Genomic DNA, 22120 nt, shown 5'->3' with positions numbered 1-22120 from the left:
ACGAGCCCCCGCCCTACAGTCCCTATAGCGACAGGAGGTACTCAATGAGGTCCTGTAGCTCCCTTTCCTTCAGCTTCGAGGTCACGCCATGCTTGTCGCCCTTGTTGTGCTCGACGAGCACCTCGCGCAGCGTCACGGCACTGCCGTCGTGCAGATACGGGGCGCTGCGGAACATCTCCACCAACGTCGGCGTATCGAAGTCGGCGCGGCTGTCGAACGGCCCCTTCGTGCCCACATCGTAGGCCTTCAGGTCGGTGAACAGCGGCGCGGGGTGGCAGGTGGCGCAGGCGACGTCCTGGCGCTCGAAGATCGCCTTGCCCCGGAGGGCGGCCGCCGACAGCTTCCCGTCGCGCGTGCGGTAGGGGCTGCGGGCCGAAGGCAGCGTCTCGATGTAGGCCGAGGTCGCCGCCAGTTCCTCGGCGGTCGGGACATGGAAGAGGATGTACTTGTAGCCCGAGGCCACCGCCACCTCCATGTTGTCCCGCACGCCGTGGGCCATCACCGGCGGCGTGCGCCCCGACAGCAGCAGCGACTTGGCGTTCTTGGGGTTGCCCAGGCCGTCGTTCATCAGGTCCCAGGCCAGGCCGTCGGTGCGGCCATCCGGGTGGCAAGTCGCGCACGACTGCCAGTTCTGGAAGCAGACCTGCGCGGAGTTGAAGAGCCTCTCTCCCTGTCGGATCTCGTCCTCCGGCGGCTGGGTCCCCAGCGCCACGGTCTGCGTCACCCGGCCTTGCGCCGACAGCCGCGTCACGGTCCCTGAAAAGTAGTTGGCGACGAACGCCCCGTCGTTCGTGGCGACGACCGCCCGCGGGCCGATGCCCCCGCATGCCACGCGCTGCCGCACCCCCGCCCGGTACACGGCCGTCAGGTCATCCTCCAGCGCCGTGGGGCTGTTCGCCGGCCGCTCGGTCACGAGCTTCAGTAGCTTGGCCGTGTCCATGACCTGGACTTCGTCGGTGCCGGCGTGGGTGGAGTAGAGCGTCTTGCCGTCGGGGCTGAGCGCCAGGGCCCAGGGGTTGGCCGCCCCGCGGTCGAGGTCGTCAAGCAGCACCGTGTTCACGCGCTGCCGCTGGGTCAGGTCCACGATGGTCAGGGCGTTGGTGGCGATCCAGCCGCGCTCCAGTTGCGTCGGCGGCACCAGCCACCGCGCCAGCACGTGGACGACGAAGGCATAGCGCCCGTCCGCCGAGCACACGACCTGGCCCACATCGGTGGCGCCGTGGGCCAGCAGCACCTGTGTCGTACCGCTGCCGCCGGTGAGGTCCACCAGCGACAACACCGCGCCCAGCCCGTCATCCAGGTTCGACCCCAGCGGCAAGTGATTCGCCACGGCCAGCGTCTTGCCGTCCGGGGTCAGGGCGCAGAAGCGCGGCTCGCGCACGGCCGGCAGGCGCGCCGTGCGCTTCAGGCTCGCGGCCTCGTAGACGAGCACATCGTCACTGAACTGGTTGCCGCAGTAGAGGGTCCGGCCGTCGGCGGACAGCGTCAGGCCGGCAGGTTGCCGGTGCGCCTCGGCCCGCGCGACAATCCGCCGCGAGGTCACATCTATCTTGACGACCTCGTCCCGGTCGCCGCTGGCGACATAGAGGGTTCTGCCGTCGGGCGACAGGGCCAGCGCGCGCGGGTCGGTGACCGGGATCGTGCCGGTGACCTTCCCCGTCGCCACCGCCACCGTCGCGACCGCATCCTGCGTCTGGTCGGCCACATACAGCGTCTGGCCGTCCGGCGACAGGGCCAGGGCCGTCGGGGAGTGATAGTTGCCGAGCGCCCCCGGTGGCGTTGACAGCCCGGCGAGCAGCAGCACCACGAGTACGCAGCCGACAGACAGACAGCGCCAACCGTACCTCATGTCACACTCCGGGGATTGCCAGCACATACTTCTCCGGCCACCCGCCGCGCGCCTGCTTGCGGCGCCGGCGGTCGGGCGCGGCAGGTGTCGGCGTCCTGAGGTGCGAACTGCCCGCCCAGCGCTGATGTCCGAGGACCCGCTCATGCCGGCCGGGCCCGCCCCACTCACCACAGGCCGCGACATCACGCCCCGGGCTGTCATCCTGGGCGTGCTGTGCAGTGTCGTCCTGGGGGTCATCACGCCCTACTGCGACCTGGTGCTCCGGGGCACGTGGATCGCCTGCTGCCATCTCCCCATCGGCGTCTTCGTGCTCTTCATCCTGCTCCTGGCCGTCAACACGCCGCTGCAGATGTGGCTGGCCGGGCGGGGCTTCACCCCGCGCGAGTTGTACACGGTCTACGCCATGATGCTGGTGGCGGCGGGCATCCCCTCGTTCGGCCTGACCGAGTACCTGTTCCCGACGTTGGCCGGGGCCTACTACTTCGCCACGCCCGAGAACGGGTGGGTCGAGCGGCTGTTCCAGTACCTGCCCCAGTGGCTGTTCCCCTTCGACCTCAAGGGCGCGATGCAGATGACGCCCGGCGGCGGGTCGGTCGTCACCTCCGACCTGTACACGCTGCTGCCGGCGGGTCTGCAGCCGGGTGGGCGGTCCGTCGTCGTGGACTTCTACGAGGGGTTGCGGCCGGGCCACGGCGTGCCGTGGGGGGCGTGGTCGGTGCCGATCGCGGCGTGGACGCTGGCGGCGCTGGTCATCTTCTTCTGCATGGTCTGCCTGAGCGTCATCCTGCGGCGGCGCTGGCTCGACCACGAGCGCCTGGTCTTCCCGCTGGTCCAGGTGCCCCTGGCGCTGGCCGCCGACCAGTCCCCGGCCTCGCCCCTCCCGCCGTTCTTCCGCCATCGCTGGATGTGGATCGGCTGCGCTATTCCCCTGCTCATCCACTCCATCAACGGCCTGCACTTCTACTTCCCCGCCGTGCCGGAGATCAAGCTGGTCATCCCGCTGCGGCAGTACTTCCCGGGGCGCGTGTGGAGCAACATGGGCATCTTCACCATGTTCATCCACTTCAGTGTCATCGGCTTCACCTACTTGATCTCCACCGAGCTGTCCTTCAGCTTCTGGTTCTTCTTCCTGTTCTTCATCGCGCAGGGGGCGCTGTTCGCCGGCGCCGGCCTGCAGCTCAAGCCGCTGCCGGGCTACCCGACCCCGCCGCACAGCGCCCTGCAGATGATCGGCGCTTTCGTCATGCTCGCCGGGACGATGACCTGGACCAGCCGCCGCCACCTGGGGCAGGTCTGGGCGCAGGCCCTGGGCCGGGTGGCGGCCGACGACGCCCGCGAGCCGCTGCCCTTCCGCACCGCGATCTTCGGGGGCGCCGTCGGCCTGGTGCTGTTGGCCCTGTGGTGCCTGGCCACGGGCGTGGCGTCCGGACTGATCGGGCTGGTGATCGTGCTGTTCTTCATGTTCGCCCTGGTGCTCACGCGGCTGGTGTCCGAGGGTGGGTTGCTGTTCGTGCAGGCCTTCCGCCCCACCGATGTCATCGTCGCCTGCGCCGGCACGCGCGCCCTCGGCGCTCGCAGCCTCACGGTGCTGAGCTTCATCCAGAAGGTCTTCATGTTCGACCTGCGCGGCTTCCTGATGCCCAGCCTGATGGATGCCCACAAGCTGGCCGACGCCTCGGGCCTCAACCCCCGCCGCTTGCTGCCATGGCTGGGGCTGGCGATCATCGCGAGCGTCGTCAGCTCGTACGTCGCCTTCCTGCTCATGGCCTATCATCTCGGCGCCATCCGCTTCACGAGCTGGTTCCTGACCATCTCTCCCCAGCAGACGCTCAGCTTCGTCACAGGCTACCTCAACCAGCCGTACCCGACGAGCGCGGCGAACTGGGTCCTGATGCTCGGGGGCGCCGCGATGACAGTCTTCCTGGCGATCATGCGCGCCCTCTATACGTGGTGGCCGTTCCACCCGCTGGGCTATGCCATGGGACCCAGTTGGCCGATGATCCAGCTCTGGTTCTCGGTCCTGGTCGGCTGGGCGCTGAAGTCCGTCATCCTGCGCTACGGGGGCTTCAAGCGCTTCCGCGAGGCCAAGCCGTTCTTCCTGGGGCTGGTCGTCGGGGAGTTCTCGGCTGCGGGCCTGTGGCTGGGGATTGACTTCCTGTGCGGCCAGACAGGACACCACTTCTTCCTGAACTAGACGCCCGCGCGTCGCTGTGCAGGCCTCCGGTCAACGCCTCGCGAACTGCCTGAGCCACCATGCGAATTGCCATTCTCCATGATGAGGTCCCCCCAGGCGCGCCGGCCGATGTTGCGGATGCGCTCGTGCAGGCCCGGCATGTCGCCACGGTGCTCAAGCGGTTGGGGCATGCCCCAGTTGCCGTGCCGGTGACGCTGGACCTGCCCGCCCTGCAGCAGACCCTCGCCGACCTGCGACCGGACCTCGCGTTCAACCTCGTCGAGGCCCCGGCGGGCCAGGGCCGCCTGATCCACCTGCTCCCCTCGTGGCTGGACGCGCTGGGACTGCCCTACACCGGCTCCCCCGCTGAGGCCATCTTCCTGACCTCCCACAAGCTCCTGGCCAAGCGGCAGATGGTTGCGGAGGGCCTCCCGACACCGCCCTGGGCCGGTGCCGGCGCTCCGGCGCGGGGCGTCTTCATCATCAAGTCCGTCTGGGAGCACGCCTCCATCGGCCTGACGCGCGAGTCGGTGGTCGAAGTCCGAGGTGCCGGGGAGTTGGCGAGGGCCGTGCGCGCCGCCGAGCGTCGTCTGGGCCGGGAGTGCTTCGCCGAGGCCTTCATCGCCGGGCGCGAGTTCAGCCTGTCCCTGCTGGCCGGCGCCGCTGGTCCAGCAGTCCTCCCCCCGGCGGAGATGGTCTTCGGTGGCTACGCCGCCGACGAGCCGCACGTGGTGGACTATGCCGAGAAGTGGGGGGACGCCGAGCGCGCCACCCGTCGCTTCCGCTTCCCGCGGCGCGATGCGCCCCTGCTTGCGCCCCTGCTTGCGCGCCTGCGCGAGCTGGCCCGGCGGTGTTGGGAGTGCTTCGGTCTGCGGGGCTATGCACGGGTGGACTTCCGGGTGGATGAGGCCGGTGAGCCGTGGGTGCTGGAGGTCAACACCAACCCGTGCCTCGCCCCGGATGCGGGCTTCGCAGCGGCAGTGAAGCGGGCGGGCCTGACGATGGGGCAAGCCGTGGAGCGGATTCTGGCGGACACCTAGCCCGCACCGCCGTCGCCGCTGCCGTTCCCCTCTCCGGCGCGCAGCCCTATCGCGCGCGGGAGAGGGCTCAGACTGCGCAGCAGTCTGCGGGGTGAGGACGCCGTTGCCGTAAGCCGTCCCCCTCTCACCTTCCCCCCAACGCCCGCCCCAGCCGCACGATCTCCCACAGCAACGCCTCGTAGCTCAGCCCCGCCGCGCGCGCCGTGTTGGCGAAGCCCGCATCCTCGCTCAGGTCCGGGTTCGGGTTCACCTCGAGCACATGTGGCTCGCCGCGCGCGTCCAGGCGCACATCCATCCGCGCGTAACCCGTCAGCCCGAACGCCTCCGCGCACCGCCGCCCCAACTGCGCCAGGCGCTCCGCCAGCTTCGGGGCGATGTCGGCCGGGCATGTCGTCGGCGTGCCGGAGTACGCCGGATGGTCCGGCTCCCACTTGGCCGCGTAGGACACGAGGCGCCAGCCGGGCTGATAGAGCACCTCGGCCGGGGGGAGGAGGCGGTGCGGGTCGTCGGGCGTGCCGTTGCCCAGCACCGCGATCTGGAACTCCCGGCCCGGCAGGAACCCCTCCACCAGCGCCGGCTGCTGCAGCTCTGCGACGACGCGTGCGACCCGCTCCCGCAACTGCGGCAAGTTCTCGACGACGCTGTCCTCCGTGATGCCCAGCGACCCGTCCTCGTAGAGCGGCTTGACGATCAGGGGGAAGGGCATCGTGCACTGCTCGGGCGGGGCCGCACAGACCGCCCCGTCCGGGGTCGCGATGCCCTGGGCGCGCAGCAGGCGCTTCGCCCGCGCTTTGTCCGTCGCGAGGGCCAGCGCCAGCGGCCCGTTGCCGGTGTACGGCAGCCGCAGCAACTCCAGCACTGCCGCGACGTGGGGGGCCTTCAGGCAGGTGCGCTGGGGGCACTCGGCCAGGTTGAAGATGACCTCCGGCTGCAGGTCCTGCAGGGCCGTGAGGGTCGGCCAGACGGCGTCATCCCAGCACAGCGCGCAGGCGTCGTGCTCTCCCGCCAACAGCACCCGCGCCACCTCCTGCGCATGGACGCCCAGGTCCATCGAGTCCCGCAATTCCTCGGGTACGTCGAGCAGCGCCTCGGCCACCGAGGTATACAGCACCACAATCTTCCCGCCAAGGCCATCAAGCAACTTGACTCTCCCTCAGGTCGGGTCTACAATCGCGCACCAAACAAGGGCCACATTTCGGCATCGGGAGGTCGTTGACCTCACTTGACCCCTTCACATCCGATCCGCCTGCCGCAGCTCGATCCTGGTGAAGGGGGAGAGTACTCCCTTGAGCCTACTCGGCCCCCTGCCCCCTGGCAAGGTGTCGCCCCCGAGCAGTGGACTGACTGGCGCTGGCAGCACAAGCACACGGTCCGCACCGTGGCGCAACTGGCCCGCGTGTTGCCTCTGCCTCCGCCGACCGTCGAGGCCCTCGCCGTCGTGGCGGACGCCTACCGCCTGGCCATTCCCCCGTACTACCTGTCACTGATTGACCCCGACGACCCGGACGACCCCATCCGCCTGCAGGCCGTACCCTCGCCGCTGGAGCTGAACGAAGCCGCGGCCGACGAGATGGAGGACCCGCTGGAGGAGGAAGAGGACTCCCCGGTGCGGGGGCTGACGCATCGGTATCCCGACCGCGTGCTGGTGCTCGCCAGCCAGGTCTGTCCCATGTACTGCCGCTTCTGCACCCGCAAGCGCAACACGATGGCCCGCGACGCCGAGCCTCACCTGCAGGCCGATGTAGACGCCGTCGTGCAGTACGTGCGCGACCATCCCGAGGTGCATGACATCATCGTCTCCGGCGGCGACCCGCTGATGCTGTCGGCCGCCCGCCTGCGCCGCCTGATCGCCCCGCTGGCCGAGATCGAGCACGTGGACCTCATCCGCGTCGGCACGCGCGTACCCGTCACCCTCCCCCAGCGCCTGCTCGACGGCGAGTTGGTGGACATGCTCGCCGCCCAGCGCAAGGTCTGGGTGCAGACCCACTTCAACCACGTGCGCGAGATCACCCGCGAGTCCGCCCTCGCCTGCCGCCTGCTGATCGAGGCGGGTATTCCCGTGAACAACCAGACGACCCTGCTGCAGGGCGTCAATGATTCCGTCGAGGCCATGCATGCCCTCGTGCGCGGGTTGCTGCGCATCAAGGTGCGGCCCTACTACATGTTCCACTGTGACCCCGTGCGCGGCGCGGGGCACTTTCGCACCTCGCTGTGGAAGGGCCTGGAGATCATTGAGGGGCTACGCGGGCACGTCTCCGGCGTGGCGGTGCCCACCTATGCCGTGGATGGGCTGCACGGCGCCGGCAAGGTGCCGATCATGCCCAACTACCTCGTCTCCGCCTCCGAGGACTCCGTCGTGCTGCGCAACTACGAGGGCGTGCTGTTCCGCTACAACCCGCAGAGCGGGGCGCCTGCCGCCTGCGACAGTGCGCTGCGCCAGGGCGTCAGCGGGCTGCTGGCCGGGCAGGAGACGGTGCTCGCGCCCGAGAGTACGCCCCGGCTACAGCGCCGCCGCCGGCGCGGGAGCGCTGGGCCCCGGTGATCATCGGCTTCACCTACTCCGTCAAGAGCGCCCCACCCCAGCGTCTACCCCTGGTCTCCACCGACCATCCCGATGACGCCGAGGAGGAGCTGGACTCCCCCGAGACGATCCGCGAGATCGCCGACGCCATCGCGCTGCTCGGCCACGAGGTCATGTTGCTGGGCGATGGTGAGCAGCTCGTGCGGCGCTTGCTGACTGGCGCTCGGCCCGAGCTGGTGCTGAATCTGGCCGAGGGCCGGGGCGCCTGGCGTTGCCGCGAGTCGTGGGTGCCCGCGCTCCTGGAGAGCTTCGGCCTGCCGTACACGGGCTCGGACGCCCTGACGATGGCCGCGACGCTGGACAAGGACTGCGCCAAGCGCCTGGTGCGTGCCGCCGGCGCGGCCACTCCGCAGTGGGTGCTCGTCGCCGACGACCCGGCCGCCGTCGCCGACGACCTCGCGCGGCTGCCGCTGCCGGTGATCCTCAAGCCCGCGTACGAGGGCTCCAGCAAGGGCATTGGCGCCGACAGCGTCATCACGAGCCGCCGCCGCCTGCCCGCCGCCATCCGCCGTGTGCGCCGGCGCTACGACCAGCCGGTGCTCGTGGAGGAGTTCGTGGCAGGCCCCGACCTGACGGTGGGCCTCGTCGGCAACGATCCCCCGCATGTCCTGGGCATCATGCAGGCAATCCCTACCCGGGCCCAGGCCGACACCTTCGTCTACGGCCTGCGCGAAAAGCGCGAGTACCGCCAACTGATGCGCTATGAGGCCCCGGCGCCCCTCACGCCCGAGGACGAGGCAGCGGTCCGCGCGGCGGCCCTGACCTGCTGGCAGGCCCTCGGCTGCCGCGATGTCGCGCGGATAGACTTCCGCCTCCGCGACCACGTGGCGCACTTCATCGAGGCCAACCCCCTCCCCGGCCTCAAGCCGGTGGTAAGCGACCTCATCATCCTGGCGAACCGCCTGGGGATCGAGCACGTCGAGGTCATCGCAGCCATCCTCGCAGCCGCAACGACGCGACTGGGCCTGGACCGGCCTGAGACGGTGTCGCGTGGGCGCGCGTGTCCCCACGCGCGCAGTCTGTCGCCACCCGATGCGCGCGTGGGGACACGCGCGCCCACGCGCCTGCGGCGGCTCCGCAAGGCCGACATTCCCGCCCTCGTCCGCCTCTCGTCGGACTGTCGCGTCTTCACCCCCGAGGAAGTCGAGACGATCGGCGAACTCCTGGGTGAGAGTCTCACGGGGGAGGACTACGCGGTCATCGTCGCCACGGTGAGTCGGCAGCCCGTCGGCTTCGCCATCTTCGGCCCGCGGCCGCTGACCGACCGCACCTATGACCTGTACTGGCTCGCGGTAGACCCGGCGTGCCACGGGCAGGGCGTGGGGCGCAAGCTCCTGCGGCGGGTGGAGGACGAGACGCGCCGGCTCGGGGGGCGCGTCCTGATCATCGAGACCTCGGACACGCCCTCATACGCTCCCGCCCGGCGCCTGTACGAACGCGCCGGCTACGAGCCCTACGGCCACGTGCCCGAGTTCTACGGCGTCGGCGACGGCCAGGTCATCTACGGCAAGACGCTGTAGCCATCGGGTCGCGTGGGCGCGCGTGTCCCCACGCGCGCAGTCTTCTGTCGCTACCCGATGCGCGCGTGGGGACACGCGCGCCCACGCGGCACTCGCAGCACTCGCGCGACATGCACCCCACCCGACCCCTACTGCCCCCTCAGGTGCTTCTCCAGGAACGCGGACGTTCCCACCGCGTGGATCTCGTGCGGGCCGTTGAAGTACTCGATCTCGGTCCGGTCGCCGATCCCCAGCAGGTCGTAGCGGTAGTTCGTCTTGGCGTACTCGTATGCGACCCACTCATCCCATGAGCAGCCGTCCCAGTGCCCGCGCTCGACCATGAAGGGGCGTGGGCAGATGAGGTAGCTCATCTCGGCGTAGTTGAACGTCATCCCCAGGTCGAACTCGAACATCTCATACTCGCCGGTGCGCATGTAGCTGAACGGCGCGCGGGTCGAGGCGTTCTTCCAGATCCACTCGTTGAAGTCCCCCGAGCAGATGGACAGGCAGTAGTCCTCCAGCACCGCCGGTACCCGCATGGCCGTCTTCCCGCCATAGCTCAGCCCGTAGAACGCCAGCCGCTTGCCATCCACATACGGCAGCGTCTTCAGAAACCCCAGCAGGCGCTGGTGTTGGCGGATGATGAACGAGAACAGCGACAGCCCCAGCGGGTTGGCCATCCGCTGCAGCACGCGGAAGGCGTCATACCCGATGTAGGGGTTCTGCGGGGCGAAGGTCACGAAGCCCCGCTCGGCCAGCCGGCAGGCGAACTGGTAGTAGCAGTTCCCCTCGACCGACGGGTCGGCCACATCCTGCGGCCGGCCCTCCAGCCCGTGCTGGCACACGACGACAGGCCGGCGCTCGCCGGGCTGCACATCATGCGGCACGAGCAGAATGCCGTAGGCGAACACATCCGGATACACGTCGAGCACAACCTCATAGCCGGTAAAGGCCTCGGTGGCGAAGACTCGCCGGGCGCGGGGGTTCGGTGGCATGTCCGGCTCCGGCAGCGCCCCGATGACCTCCTCATGAAAGCGCTTGCGGTAGGCCTTGGTCGTCTTCACCCACGACTTCACGTCGGTCGCGTCGGCCTGCGCCCAGTAGTCGCGCCGGATGTACTCGGACTCGCGCATCAGCGCCTGCGTCCACTCGACCATCTCGTCGAACTGGCGCTTGAGGCGGGCGCTGGCGTGGACCGTCCAGCACCGTTCGCTGTGCCCGCCGGCTGAGGGCGCGCCCAGGGCTCCCAGCAATGCCTCCAGCGCCGCCGCGCTGCCCGGCGCCTCCGTCTCGACCAAGCTCAGCGCCGGCTCTAGCCCGCCCAGCAGCTTCTCGGTACGGCCGAGTTCCTTGCGGACCGCGGCCGCCGACGGGGTCGTGATCGCCCCGGGTGCCGCACCCGAGCGCCCCTCGCTCACCGGCGGCGGCCCGTCAACCGCCGGGAATGGGCAGTGCTCGACGATGAGCGTCCGCGGGGCGATGAGACTAGCCACTTCCGCGTCCCCGAACTCCTCCAGCAGCCGCCAGACATTGCGGTAGATCGGCTCGGCGAAGAGCCCCTCGCGCGGACCGAAGTACCCGCTGACGACCGCGGCGTCAAGGCGCGTGTCCAGTGCCGCGGCATTCAGAGCGATCAGCCCCCCCTCGCCGTAGCCGATGACCCCGATGGGCAAGCCCGCCTTGCTGAACCAGTCCACCGCCGCCAGCACCTTCTGTATCTCCAGCCCGATGATGTGCCGCCCCAACTCATACGCGGCGCGATAGATGAACTCCCGGTGCGGCTCGTTGGTCATGGCGCCGGCGACCCCGGACCACTCGCAGTCACGGTTGATGAGCGTCGGGATGAACACCTGGCAGCCATTCTGCGCCAACCGCGCCCCGAGGCCCGTCGCCACGGACTCGGGTGTCTCGTCGCAGTCAGGCATCGCGACGACACTCGCAACCATCGGGCCCTTCGGCCGCAGGAGCAGGCCTTCTGCCGTGACGCCAGGCAACACCATCAGTCGCGCATCACGGACGGTGTGCTGCGACTGGCTCATGTCCCCGATGTAGTGGATGGCGCCTCTGGACCCGCTCTCCTCCAGCAACATCTCCGCCTCGACCCGCTCATCTACCACCCCGAGGAACTTCGCCAGCCGCGCGCGATTCGGCGCGACAGACTTCTCGTGCCGCGCCCAGGACTTTGTGTCGCGCTTCCAGTAGCGCTCGCGTTGCCCGGCGCGCTCGACCGTAGCGCGGCGCAGGAACTTGTCCATCCCGGCAACCATCCGGGCAGCCAGATCGCCCTTCCACGTCAGCGGCTTCACGTCAGGTAGATGCTTCACGGGGGCACCTCTTGGGAGGCAGAGATGGCGGAGGGTTCCCCGTCCCCGCCCCCGGCCCTGCACACCCGGGCAGGTTCACTGGCCCCGCGCGCCGAATGGCGTGCTGCTTCCCGACATGCCCGGACGAGAAAGGAACTCCCCGATGACCACCTCCCCGCGCCGCTTCGCTATGGCAGCGTGCCTGCTGGCGCTCCTGTCTGCTGCCGCCGCCCCGGCCGCCGTGCGCGTCTACCGTGTCCTGCCGGCGCCCACCGCGACGCCGACGCTGGCCTTGCTGCCTGCAGGCCAGGTCATGACCGACTTCCTAGACAGCGCCGGCAAGCCGGCGGCCGCCCAGACTCGCGCCGCGGCCTGCCTCAGCCGGGACAAGCTCATCTTCGTGGTCGAGTGCCTCGAGCCGAAGATGGACGCGCTGGTCGCCAAGTGTCGGAAGGACGATGACGGCAACCTGTTCAGCGACGATTGCCTGGAGGTCTTCATCAGCCCCCGGGGGACCGAGCAGGAGTACTACCACTTCGTCACCAACGCCCTCGGCGCCAAATGGGACGAGAAGGGCAAGGGCGCCCCGAAATGGGATGCACCGTGGACCGTCGAGACCTCCCGCGGCGCCGACCGCTGGACCGCCACCTTCACGATTCCGCTGGCGGTACTCGGCGGGGCGCCGCAGCACGGGGCCATCTGGTGGTTCAACCTGTGCCGCCAGCGCCAGCCGGGCGGGCTGCAACTGAGCGCCTGGTCGCCCACCGGCAGCAGCTTCCACAACGTCCCCGCCTTCGCCGCGATGACCTTCGATGACGCCTGCACCGGCGCGCTGGCCGGGCGCTTCCTGCAGCCCTTCGACCGGCAGGCGGCGACGCTGCGGCAGCGGGCCATGATCCGCGCCAGCGCCCGACGCCAGCTGGAAGCCACTCTCGGCCCCGCCGAGGCCAGCCTCCAGCCCCTGCGAGTCGCCGTCGCAGCCGGCAAGCCGGTCTCCTCCGAGGCCCTCGGCGAGCTGCTGGGCACGGGTCAGGCCGCCCTGGGGCAACTCGCTGTCGCCACCGAGGACCTCAACAACGCCATCGCCGGGGCCGAGGCCGCCCGGCAGATGGCGAAGCTGGCCGCACCGGGGCAGGAGCTGCTCGCCTACGCCACCGTGGCCGTCACGAACCGCAAGATCCTGCCGGCCCCGGAGCCCCCGGCGCGCCTGTCGCGCGACCTGTCCCTCCGCGCCTGCCGTGGCGAGTACGAGCCCGCCTCCTTCGTCGTCTATCCGCTGCGCCGGGCGGTGCGCCTGGAAGTGAAGACCTCGGACTTGCGCGGCCCCGGCGTCATCCCGGCGGCGGCGGTGGATGTCCGCGCGGTGAAGGTGTGGTACCAGAGTGGTGGGAGCGGGCGCTTCCCGATCAACGAGGGCAAGTACCTGCTAACCCCCGAGTTGCTGCTCAAGGACGACGAACTCGTCCGCGTGGATGAAGCCGCCCGCGCCAACTACGTGAAGCTCCGGTTCCCCGACGGCCGCGAAGTCTGGCGCTGCATGAGCAACCCGAAGCCGACCGCCGAGGAGAGCAATTGCGCCGCCGATGCCCTGCCGATCCGCGATGCCGCCACGCTGCAGCCCGTCGCGATCCGCCCCCGCACCGCCAAGCAGTTCTGGGTCACGGTCCATGTGCCACAGGACGCCACGAGCGGCCTGTACCGGGGCCGGGTGGAGCTGCTGTCAGCCGGCCAGACGGTGGAGACGCTGCCGCTCGCCGTGGAGGTCCTCCCCTTCGACCTCGCCCCCAACCCTCTGGAGTCCAGCATCTACTTCCACTGGGGTCTAGAGCTGGACACGACCGGGCCGGGCCAGATCGGCATCCGCAAGCGCACCCCGGCGCAGTTCAGGGCGGAGCTGGTCAATCTGCGCGAGCACGGCATAGACAACCCCACGGTCGGCTGCCAGCCCTCGGCCGGGCAGTTCCCCGAGGAGCTACGCCTGCGCCAGGAAGCGGGGATGCGCCACGACCGCCTGTACTACCTGACCGCCTACACCTCGCGCGTCACCCCCGAGGAGATCAAGCAGATCATCGAGACCGCCAGGGGCTTCGGCTTCAGCGAGTTCTACTTCTATGGCAATGACGAGGCCCAGGGGGACAAGCTCACCGCGCAGCGCCCGGCGTGGGAGCAGGTGCACGCCAACGGGGGCAAGGTGTTCGTGGCCGGTTCGCCGGGGCAGAACTTCCCGCTGGTCGGCGACCTGCAAGACCTGCTGGTCTGCTACGGCGACCCAACCAAGGAAGAGGCGGCCAACTGGCACAGCAAGGGCCACAAGATCTTCTGCTATGCCAACCCGCAGGGCGGGATCGAGGAGCCGGAGACCTACCGGCGCAACTTCGGCCTGCTGCTGGCCGCGAACAACTACGACGGCGGCATGACGTACATCTACTACAGCGGCGGCCCGTCGTGGAACGACTGGTCCATCGGCCACTACCGCCAGCACAACTTCGTCTACCCGACGGTGGATGGCGTCGTGGACACGGTGCAGTGGGAGGGCTATCGCGAGGGGATTGACGACCTGCGCTACCTGGGGACGCTACGCCAGGCCATCGCGTCCGCGAAGAACCGCCGCGACGCCAAACAGGCGCAGGCGTTCCTGGATCAACTCGACGTGACCGGCGACCTGTACGCCGTGCGTGACCAGATGATCCGCTGGATCCTGCGGCTGCGGTAGCACGGCTCGGCAGGGGTCCAGTAGGGCAGGCGGCCTCGCCTGCCCGGTGATGTGACTCGCGCGGGCGAGGCCGCCCGCGCTACGGGCCCCAGGGTCGGTCGCGGGACCCGCCCCCCGGTCAGTACAACCCGACCTCCGTCACCCACATGATCTCGGGGCGGCGGGCCGCGCCGCCGCTCTTGAGCTGGTGGAGGCGCACCCGGTCCGTCGTGCGGGTCGGCCACTGGCTGACCGTCACCGTGCTCAGCGGGTTGCCGCGCACCTGCGCCGCCGACTGCCACTGCTGGCCGTCCCAGGTCTCGATGTCGTAGTCACGCGACGAGAACACCAGGTTGTCGTCAATGGCCCAGTAGACCCACGCCTGCGACACGGCCGTCGGCTTCGGCAGTTTGATCTCCAGCCAGTGCCCCTCCGGCTGCGCGGCATCCTGCGACGCCCACGCCCGCTTCGTCCAGTGCAGCCCCGTCGTCTCCCACACGCCGTCAATGGCCACCTCGGGGCTGTAGCCCGAGTAGCTGCTGTCGGCGGTCGCCGTGGCGCCCCCGGCCAGTGTCGCCAGCGGGTGCGGCGGCGGCATGGGGAGGTTGCGGAACTCCGACGTCGCCTCGGCCACCTGCTGGCCGGCCATCTCCACCGTGAAGCGCAACTGCACGACCTCGGTGTTGCCCTCGCGCGCCCGCACGCGGAACTGCGCCACGGGCTCCTGCGGCTGCAGCGTCACCTGTGCCGGCTCGATCTGCGCCCCGGCGCCGGACGCCCTCACCGTGAGCGCCGTCGGCGTCGTCAGGCGCTCTACGGTGACCTTGTAGACGAAGCTCTTGTCCGCCGGGTCAGCGGTGCGCTCCACGCGCGCCTTCAGGACGGAGGCGAAGAACACGTTCTGGGCGCGCAGCACGATGATCGGCGCCGCCCCGGGGATGGGCACATGGATCGCCGAGAGCACGTGCGCCGCGCCCGGCTGGCTGCTCCGCAGGACGGCTGGCTGCCCGGGTGCCGCCAGATCGGCCGGGATCTTCTCATGCTGCCGCCGCAGGATGTTGCGCCCGTCCTCGCCCCAACTGCCCAGCAGCTTCGCCCCGCTCGTGCCGGCGGCGAAGGTGGGGGAGAGGCTGGCGGCTTCCGACACCGGGGTCAGGCCGAGGCCGGGGGCCTGCAGGCTGGCGCCGTCTGCGGCCAGCAGCCACTCGGCCAGCGCCCGCTCGGCGTCGCGCAGCTCGAAGAGCAGGCTCGTCTTCTCCAGGCTGTCGGGCTCGGCCTCGACCTTCGCCTCCTCGGACTGCAGGCGCTTCACGGCTGCCAGCAGGATGCTGGCGTTCCTGCGGCCGGGCTGGCGCAGCTCCCGGGCGAGGGCCTGCAGGGGCGCCGTGTGCGGGGAGATCGCCTGCACCCGCGAGCCGTACTCGCAGTGCAACGCCGCGCGCTCCAGCAGCCACCCCCGCGCGTTCTCGGCCGACGACACCCGCAGGATCGTCAGCACATCAGCCCCGTCAGTGATGCTGACTGCGAGCCCCTGTGGTGTCAGCTTCGCGGGCACCGGCGTCAACTGCACCGCATCCATGACGACAGGGTTCTTGATCGCCCCCAGCGCCTGCTTGAGGATCAGCATCTGAGCCTGCCGCGCCTCGTGCGGGGCGCGCACCGTGAAGTAGAGCGGGTCGCCCGTCCCGAACCGCTCGGCCCGCACGCCCTCACACAGCGGCTCGGGCTCCCACCCGGCCCGCGACATCTCCACCAGCGGCGGATAGTACGAGTGGCACACATCCCCGTAGCTGGTGTAGCCCTCCCGCACATAGCGTCCGGTGCTGGGGAACTCGCCCCACTGGGCGCTGGCGAGCACGAACTCCTCGGCCGTGGCGCGGTCGTCGAGGTGGTGCAGGTTCACGAAGTTCATCGGCAGCACGGGCTTGTGGTAGCCGCCGAAGCGGTGATAGCCCATCAGCGCCCGGTCGCGGAACTGACTGCTCTCGATGCCGATGATGTCCAGGGCCGGGTAGTTGTCCCACGCCTCGGTCGAGGGCCCCATGTTGCCGAAGATCGTCTTGCCCTGGCGGATGCCTGCATCCGCACGATGGAAGCGATCGCCGATGAAGCGCAGGTACTTGACCATCGCCAGCTTCCCGGCCTGGGCCACCTTGAAGGTCGCCGGGTCGTACGTGAACAGGGACGTGGCCGCCGGCCAGTGGTCACGCCGGAAGTTCAGGTACCACACGCACCACGCGCACACCGAGTCGATGTAGGCCCCATCAATGTCCACCGTGGCGAACAGGTTGTCGTACATGGCTACCGCCCGGCCGCAGGGCGTCGGCCGCCCCTCCGGCGCCTGCCAGTCCGGGTCCACGTTGCAGGCGAACCGCAGCAGGCTCAGCGGGTGCGCCGGCGGGATGTCTGCCGCGAGGTTATCCGTGATGATGAAGCGGTACCGCCCCTCCGCGTCGGTCAGCGCGTTGTCGCGGCAGTACTGGATGTCCGCCCGCTTCCCCAGCGTCTCGAAGTCCGTGTTGGCGATGAGGTTCTCTCCGGGCTTGCTCTGCCGGTACAGGCGCACATCGTCGAACCACGCCGTGCCGGTGCGGTTGCGGAACATGGCGTACACCCGCAGGTCGGTCAGCGGCTGGCGCGGCTGAATGACGAAGGTCGCCTTCTCCCAGTCATGCGTCCCGGCGCGGAACGTGGCGCACTGGCCGAACTGGTAGCTCCCGTCGGCCAACTGGCAGTCCACGTAGATCGAGTAGTCGTTGGGATTGCCGCCGGCGCTGACGTTCTCGGTCTTGCTCCAGCCCTCCACCACCACCGGCTCGGCGATGGCCGGCCTCAAGGGCACGATCTGGCGCGCATAGGCCGAGCCGGGCTTGTCAGCGGAGGCCTGGTACGAGAAGCGTCCGCCGTGCTTGACGGCCTCGTCCAGGTCGCCACCGGCGACTTCCCATCCCTGCGGCGCGCGCGCTTGCTCCAGTGCCTCAAGCTGCTGCATAGCCTCGTCATAGCCCCTGGGCAGGCCGGGGCCGGGTAGGTGGATGGTCTCGGAGCTGGTCTCACTATACGGATACATTCCCAGCCCACGGTCATGCGTGACTTTCGCGTCGCCGAGCCCCTCAAAGAACGCAAAGTGCTGCGGGTTGGGGATCTGCGGCACCTCGTTGGCGAAGAACCAGCCGCCGTCGCGCTTCTCGACCCGCGCGAACTGCTTCGGGAAGAGGCGGTAGTACTGCGCCAGCACGGAGCGGAAGTGCCACCGCGGGTCAGTCTGGAAGAGCACCAGGCGGAACGGCGCCTGCATCCGCAGGGCCGGCGCGGCGTCGCGCGTGAAGCCCAGCGGCAGCCGCAGCTCCACTGCCTGCTCGCCCGGCAGGTCCTTGAAGGCGTAGACAACCGGATCGTCGGCCGGCACGGCCATCGCCAGCACGTCGCTGCCGTCGGCCAGGCGCCGCAGTGGGCACAGTGGCAGCTTGTTCACGAGCTTGGCGGCCAGCAGCAGGTCCGTGTCGCCGTTGCCCGTGGGCAGCGACACCCCCTCCCAGCGCAGCACCAGGTCAGCCACGGTGTCGGCTTCGCCGGCGGCCGTGACGCGGCCCTGCAGCCACAGCGCGCCGTTCCGGCCAGTCAGTTGGCAGGTCAGCTTGAACTGCGCCGAGTCCGCAGGACGGCCGGTGCGCGGGTCGCGCAGCGCCACCGTGGCGGTGACGCCGTCCAGCATCCGCCCGCCCAGCTTCAGGCCTGACAGCGTCTGCCCGTCCCAGGCGCCTGTCAGCCCGTTTCCGTCCGACACCACCGCCGCGCCGGCCGCCGACGCCAGCGCCACAGCCAGGCCCATCGCCAGGATCATCTGTCTCATGGCTACCCTCGGGTCGTGGATAACTCAGGTTGCGAACGTGGGGAACGCCTTCGAGGTCCGACGCGGACACTCCTGCCTGCGGGGGCGGAAACGGCATGGGGCCGGGCGTATCGCCCGACCCCTGGGATGACTAGCGGTGTGGGCTCGTGCCCTCAGGCCACCTGTTCTTGCTCCACCTGGGCCACGACTTCGGCCAGTTCGCTCAGCCGGAAGGGCTTGAAGATGCAGCGGCACCCCGTGCGGTTGATGAAGTCGCTGGTCTCGTTCCCCAGGCTGTCGCCGGTGACGAACACCGTGCGTCGGGCGATGCGAGGCGCCTCTTCCCGCCAGACTTCGTACAGATTCATGCCGTTGAGGCGCGGCATCAGCAGGTCGCACACGACGATGTCATAGGGCGTCTGGCGCGCCAGGCCCAGCGCCTGGTCGCCGTCCAGCGCCTGATCCACCTGGTATCCCATCTGCTCGAGCACACTGCAGATGATATGACCCACCACGGGCTCGTCGTCCACGACGAGTGCGTGGTGTCCCGTCCCAATGCTGCCCTCGGTGAGTATGCTCATTTCAAGCCACCACCTGCTGTTCGTCACAGATCGGCAAGCTAAGGCGCAGCCTCATGCCCCCGTTGAGGCCATTGTCTGCGTGGACTTCGCCACCGAAGCGGCAGATGGCGTCACGCACGATCTCCCAGGTCCGGTCCTCGGCGCGCGACACAGCCACCGCCCGGCCGCTGATGAGCGCCAGTTCGCGCGTGTTGAGGCCCTCGCTGGCATCGGTGATGAGCATCTCGACGGTGTTCCGTCGCGGCGTCACGGTCAGGGTCAGCCCCCGCGGGCCGTCATGCCGCGCCATGCGCTGCACGGACTCGATGATGACCCGCACCAGCGCCTCCTGCACCTCGTGCATGAAGCCCAGGACCGGCGGCAGAAAGTCCGCGATCTCCACCTGCAGCTGCACGCCGTTGGTGAGGATGTGCGGGCGCGTCAGGAGCAGAACCCGCTCAATCGCCAGCGCGAGGTCAGCCTGCGGCGGCGTCTCGGGCATGACCGAGGGCTGGGACGAGCGCAGTATCTGCACGACGACCGTCTGCAGCACTTCCTGACAGCGATCCACCTGGCGCTGGATCTCGTTGAAGTCCGGCGCCCGTCCCGTCGTGGCCGCCAGTTCGGCGCTCAGGCGGATGGCCGCCAGGTGGTTGTTCAACTCATGGGTCAGAGAGGGGATGTAGTTGAGGCTGAAGTCGTCGCGCAGCGGCGTGGGGGCGGGCTGTATCTCCGCCTCCTCGACGACCTGGATGATTGTCTGGATGGACTCGCCGTCCCCCTCGGGACGCACCGGCATCATGTTGCAGCGGAGCAGCAGCTTGTGCCCGTCGGGGCCGCTGGCGTGCGTGATGGCGTCCACGACCGGCTGGCCCTCGGCCAGAGCCTTCCGGCAGGTCTTGGCAAAGGCCTTGTCCTGGAAGCCCACGAGCCGGTCGAGGGGTTCGCCCTCTACACGCGTCCCCGACCCGTCGCCGCACAGGATCCGCGCGGCCGGGTTGGCCTCCAACACCTGCCAGGTGTCCGGTGTCAGGGTGAACACCGCGTCCGAGGTCTTCTGCAGCAGCGTCTCGTACAGACGGGCGTTGCCGTCCTCCTCCCCCTCCGACGGCGCCTCGTTGACCGTCAGGCGGACCGCCAGCGCCCCGGCGGCCAGGAGCGTCGCCTGCGCGACCGCCAGCGTCAGGGAGGGGCCGGTGTGCCTCGTGCTGGCCAGGATGAAGATCGCCGTGATCGCGCCTGCCACGCTGGTGCCAATCTCCCAGCGTCCCCCGCGCATCGCCGCCATGGCCACGACGATGTACAGCAGCGGCAGCAGGACGCTGCCCAGGCCGTTGGTCAGGTACATGGCGAAGGTGATCCACGCCAGGTCGAACAGCGGGACGGCCACGCGTGCCGACCGTGCCTGCATCCGCGGCCCCAAAACCAGCCCGATGCAGACCAGAATCACGCCGCTGACGGCCAGAAAGGCGAAATACGGCCGCCCGCCCGACAGGTAGTTGAGCAGGTACCCCACGCCGAACGTCGCTGCCAGGAGGACCAGTCGCGCAAAGTAGCCGTTGTAGTCGCCTCCGCCCGGGCGGTGCTTCAGGCCGGAGGCCGGGGACGTCTGCGGGGCGTCGTCGGGTTGGTGAAGTGCCATCGGGGGGCTGCCGCTCCTGTTCTCCCCGGGTCCCTGAACACCAACTGCTTTGTGCGGCCGCGCGTCCGTGCGCATCCTTCGACACTGCTTCCTAATACGCGAGAATCGGGCCAGCCCCGCCGCCTCCATGCTGGACAATAGGGCAGATACCTCCAGACAGGCAGCAGACGGCTTCAAGAAGTGCGCAAGGCCGGCCCGAACGGCGGCCAGCCTGCGGGAAGGACCGACCCTCGTGGCTCTCCGCACGAATGGCGCCGGCTGTCGCGCTCCCGCCGCTCTTGTCGCGCTCTGCGGGCACCTGCCGCGGCTGAACCGGGCCAGCCGACATACATGCCCCGCTCGGCGGAACGTCCAGTCCAAAGCAGAAAAGAACGCCAATGGTCTTGACACCGCACGCGATTCCACTCCATAATACACTCGCTGATAAAGCCAGATTGGGAGTACCACAATGACCATACCGCGACTGCTGGTCTTGGTGGCCGTTGGGTTTTGCGTCTGCAGTGTCTCGCAGGCCGCCTTCATGTTCGACTGGAGTTCGACGCAGCCGCACAAGGTGTATGCCACCGACCCCACGGGCGATCAGAGCGGTGGTGGCTCCGGCAGCGACATCGTCGCGTTCTGGTGGGGCCAGGACGACCAGTACACCTATTTCCGTCTGGACCTCGACGTCCAGCCGTCAGTGGCCAGCCATGGCGACATGTACGGCATCTACATTGACGCCCGCACCGGCGTCAGCGGCAGCGCCACGAACTACATGCCCACCGAGCTCAGCAGCGAGGGCATTGACATCGTGCTGATCAATGATTTCGTGCACGACCTGGATGGCGGGTCCCAGGTGCTGCGTTGGGACACCGGCAGTTCCAGCTGGGTCTCCCTTGGCACGGTCACCTTCTACGAACAGGCCGATGGTGGCAACTACGCCGCTGAGTGGCGCATCCCGACCTCCGCCCTGGCGGCCTCGGGCGAGACCATCTCCTTCTGGGGCGGGGTAACGAACCTGGGCAGCCCGGCCACAACACTCGACGTCACCGGCGAGGGCATCACCCCCGAGCCGACCACCCTCGCGCTGCTGGGGCTGGGTCTCGGCGGCCTCGTTCTGCGACGGCGGCGGAGGGACTGAGCCTCCCCATGGCGAAATGAAGGCCGTCCGCTCCCGTGGACGGCCTTTCTGATTCATGAGCTTCGCTTGTCCGACAGGGCCCTCTCATTCGCAGCTTGCGTCACGACTGGAGGCGCACCGTGCCCACACGTCTGGCCTGCCTGCTGACCCTCACCCTCTGCTGCGCTGGTGCCGCCCACGCCGTCTCCCTGTACGACTGGAGCACCGTCGGCAAGGTCATCAGCCTGGGCGACCCCTCCGGCGACACCGCCTCCCCCGCCAATGACATCGTCGCCATCTGGTGGGGACGTGACAACACCGCCATCTACCTGCGCATGGACCTGGCCGCCGTCCCCTCCACCACCACCGAGTACTCGTATGGCATCTACGCCGACCTGCGCCCCACGTACGGCTCGCCCGCCAACTACGCCCGTGTGCCCGACGAGCTGTCGGGCATTGACTACTATGTCAGCGCCACCTTCAACAGCGGCGTGCTGGTCGGTGAGTACCACCAGTGGAACAACGGGGGCCTGTTCTTCGAGTACGTCTTCCCACCGGGCTACTGCCAGGCCACCGAGAACGGTGGCACCACCATCGAGTGGAAGATCCCCATCACCTACGAGGGCGGCGACTATCCCTTCTGGGGCGCCGTCGTGCAGCTCACCGGCAGTCCGGTGGATACCGTGACCCTCGACCTCACCGACACCGCCCATACCCCCGAGCCGGCGACCCTGGCCCTCCTCGGTCTGGGCCTCGGTGGGCTGGCGCTCCGGCGTCGCCGTCGGTAGGGGAGCCCGGCGCCAGCGGCGGGTATGGACGCTGAAGGCGAAGGCCGGCCCCGGGGCGAACG

General features: G+C 69.3%; 13 protein-coding genes. 7 read left to right on the top strand and 6 right to left on the bottom strand.

Annotated elements, in window-relative coordinates; genetic code table 11:
- Positions 1-22: 22 nt before the first annotated feature.
- Positions 23-1849, bottom strand: a complete 1827-nt coding sequence (locus LLH23_14815; GenBank protein ID MCE5239737.1) for a beta-propeller fold lactonase family protein — start codon at positions 1847-1849, stop codon at positions 23-25.
- Between the two features lie 100 nt (positions 1850-1949).
- Between LLH23_14815 and LLH23_14810 the strand changes: the two genes are divergently transcribed.
- Entirely contained in the window at positions 1950-4043 is a 2094-nt protein-coding gene (locus tag LLH23_14810; protein MCE5239736.1) for a hypothetical protein, read from the top strand.
- A gap of 59 nt (positions 4044-4102) precedes the next feature.
- On the top strand, positions 4103-5062 hold the full coding sequence (locus LLH23_14805) for an ATP-grasp domain-containing protein (GenBank protein MCE5239735.1): 960 nt from the start codon (positions 4103-4105) through the stop codon (positions 5060-5062).
- A gap of 124 nt (positions 5063-5186) precedes the next feature.
- Here the strand turns inward: LLH23_14805 and LLH23_14800 are convergent, their stop codons facing one another.
- Positions 5187-6203 (bottom strand): ATP-grasp domain-containing protein, encoded by a 1017-nt coding sequence (locus LLH23_14800; GenBank protein MCE5239734.1) that lies wholly within the window; start codon positions 6201-6203, stop codon positions 5187-5189.
- An 81-nt stretch (positions 6204-6284) separates the two neighbouring features.
- Between LLH23_14800 and LLH23_14795 the strand changes: the two genes are divergently transcribed.
- Both LLH23_14795 and LLH23_14790 read left to right on the top strand, forming a co-directional pair.
- The gene (locus tag LLH23_14795; protein ID MCE5239733.1) at positions 6285-7604 is read left to right on the top strand and encodes a KamA family radical SAM protein; all 1320 of its coding nucleotides are present in this window, start codon (positions 6285-6287) and stop codon (positions 7602-7604) included.
- Positions 7601-9163 carry a GNAT family N-acetyltransferase gene (locus LLH23_14790; GenBank protein MCE5239732.1) on the top strand — a complete coding sequence of 521 codons (1563 nt, stop codon included), beginning with the start codon at positions 7601-7603 and terminating at the stop codon, positions 9161-9163. Before LLH23_14795 ends, LLH23_14790 begins: the two co-directional genes overlap by 4 nt.
- Positions 9164-9291: 128 nt before the next feature.
- On the opposite strand, the gene LLH23_14785 is transcribed toward LLH23_14790, so the two are convergent.
- Entirely contained in the window at positions 9292-11466 is a 2175-nt protein-coding gene (locus LLH23_14785; GenBank protein ID MCE5239731.1) for a dienelactone hydrolase family protein, read from the bottom strand.
- A gap of 142 nt (positions 11467-11608) precedes the next feature.
- On the opposite strand from LLH23_14785, the gene LLH23_14780 reads away from it, so the two are divergent.
- Positions 11609-14158, top strand: coding sequence for a carbohydrate-binding family 9-like protein (locus tag LLH23_14780; GenBank protein ID MCE5239730.1), 2550 nt, complete (start codon positions 11609-11611; stop codon positions 14156-14158).
- Positions 14159-14276: 118 nt separating this feature from the next.
- Here the strand turns inward: LLH23_14780 and LLH23_14775 are convergent, their stop codons facing one another.
- The 3 genes from LLH23_14775 to LLH23_14765 form a co-directional block, all read right to left on the bottom strand.
- A complete protein-coding gene (locus LLH23_14775) occupies positions 14277-17990 on the bottom strand; it encodes a discoidin domain-containing protein (GenBank protein ID MCE5239729.1) in 3714 nt (1237 codons plus the stop codon).
- A 152-nt stretch (positions 17991-18142) separates the two neighbouring features.
- Positions 18143-18550: a response regulator gene (locus LLH23_14770; GenBank protein MCE5239728.1), complete on the bottom strand. Its 408-nt coding sequence runs from the start codon at positions 18548-18550 to the stop codon at positions 18143-18145.
- A gap of 1 nt (position 18551) precedes the next feature.
- Complete coding sequence (locus LLH23_14765) at positions 18552-20171, bottom strand: hypothetical protein (protein ID MCE5239727.1); 1620 nt, start codon at positions 20169-20171, stop codon at positions 18552-18554.
- Between the two features lie 448 nt (positions 20172-20619).
- Between LLH23_14765 and LLH23_14760 the strand changes: the two genes are divergently transcribed.
- Both LLH23_14760 and LLH23_14755 read left to right on the top strand, forming a co-directional pair.
- Positions 20620-21291, top strand: coding sequence for a PEP-CTERM sorting domain-containing protein (locus LLH23_14760; GenBank protein ID MCE5239726.1), 672 nt, complete (start codon positions 20620-20622; stop codon positions 21289-21291).
- 119 nt (positions 21292-21410) lie between these two features.
- Positions 21411-22058: a PEP-CTERM sorting domain-containing protein gene (locus LLH23_14755; protein MCE5239725.1), complete on the top strand. Its 648-nt coding sequence runs from the start codon at positions 21411-21413 to the stop codon at positions 22056-22058.
- Positions 22059-22120 lie beyond the last annotated feature (62 nt).

It is taken from the genome of bacterium, assembly GCA_021372615.1.
In the GTDB taxonomy this organism is placed as follows: domain Bacteria; phylum Armatimonadota; class Zipacnadia; order Zipacnadales; family UBA11051; genus JAJFUB01.
Note: the sequence above shows the minus strand (reverse complement) of the source record. Positions and strands in the feature narration are given on the sequence as shown.

Excerpts from the sequence above, each read along its gene's own strand:
- LLH23_14805 (MCE5239735.1), top strand. The coding sequence starts at position 4,103 with ATGCGAATTGCCATTCTCCATGATGAGGTCCCCCCAGGCGCGCCGGCC.
- LLH23_14765 (MCE5239727.1), bottom strand. The coding sequence starts at position 20,171 with ATGGCACTTCACCAACCCGACGACGCCCCGCAGACGTCCCCGGCCTCC.
- LLH23_14780 (MCE5239730.1), top strand. The coding sequence starts at position 11,609 with ATGACCACCTCCCCGCGCCGCTTCGCTATGGCAGCGTGCCTGCTGGCG.
- LLH23_14760 (MCE5239726.1), top strand. The coding sequence starts at position 20,620 with ATGACCATACCGCGACTGCTGGTCTTGGTGGCCGTTGGGTTTTGCGTC.
- LLH23_14815 (MCE5239737.1), bottom strand. The coding sequence starts at position 1,849 with ATGAGGTACGGTTGGCGCTGTCTGTCTGTCGGCTGCGTACTCGTGGTG.
- LLH23_14775 (MCE5239729.1), bottom strand. The coding sequence starts at position 17,990 with ATGAGACAGATGATCCTGGCGATGGGCCTGGCTGTGGCGCTGGCGTCG.
- LLH23_14770 (MCE5239728.1), bottom strand. The coding sequence starts at position 18,550 with ATGAGCATACTCACCGAGGGCAGCATTGGGACGGGACACCACGCACTC.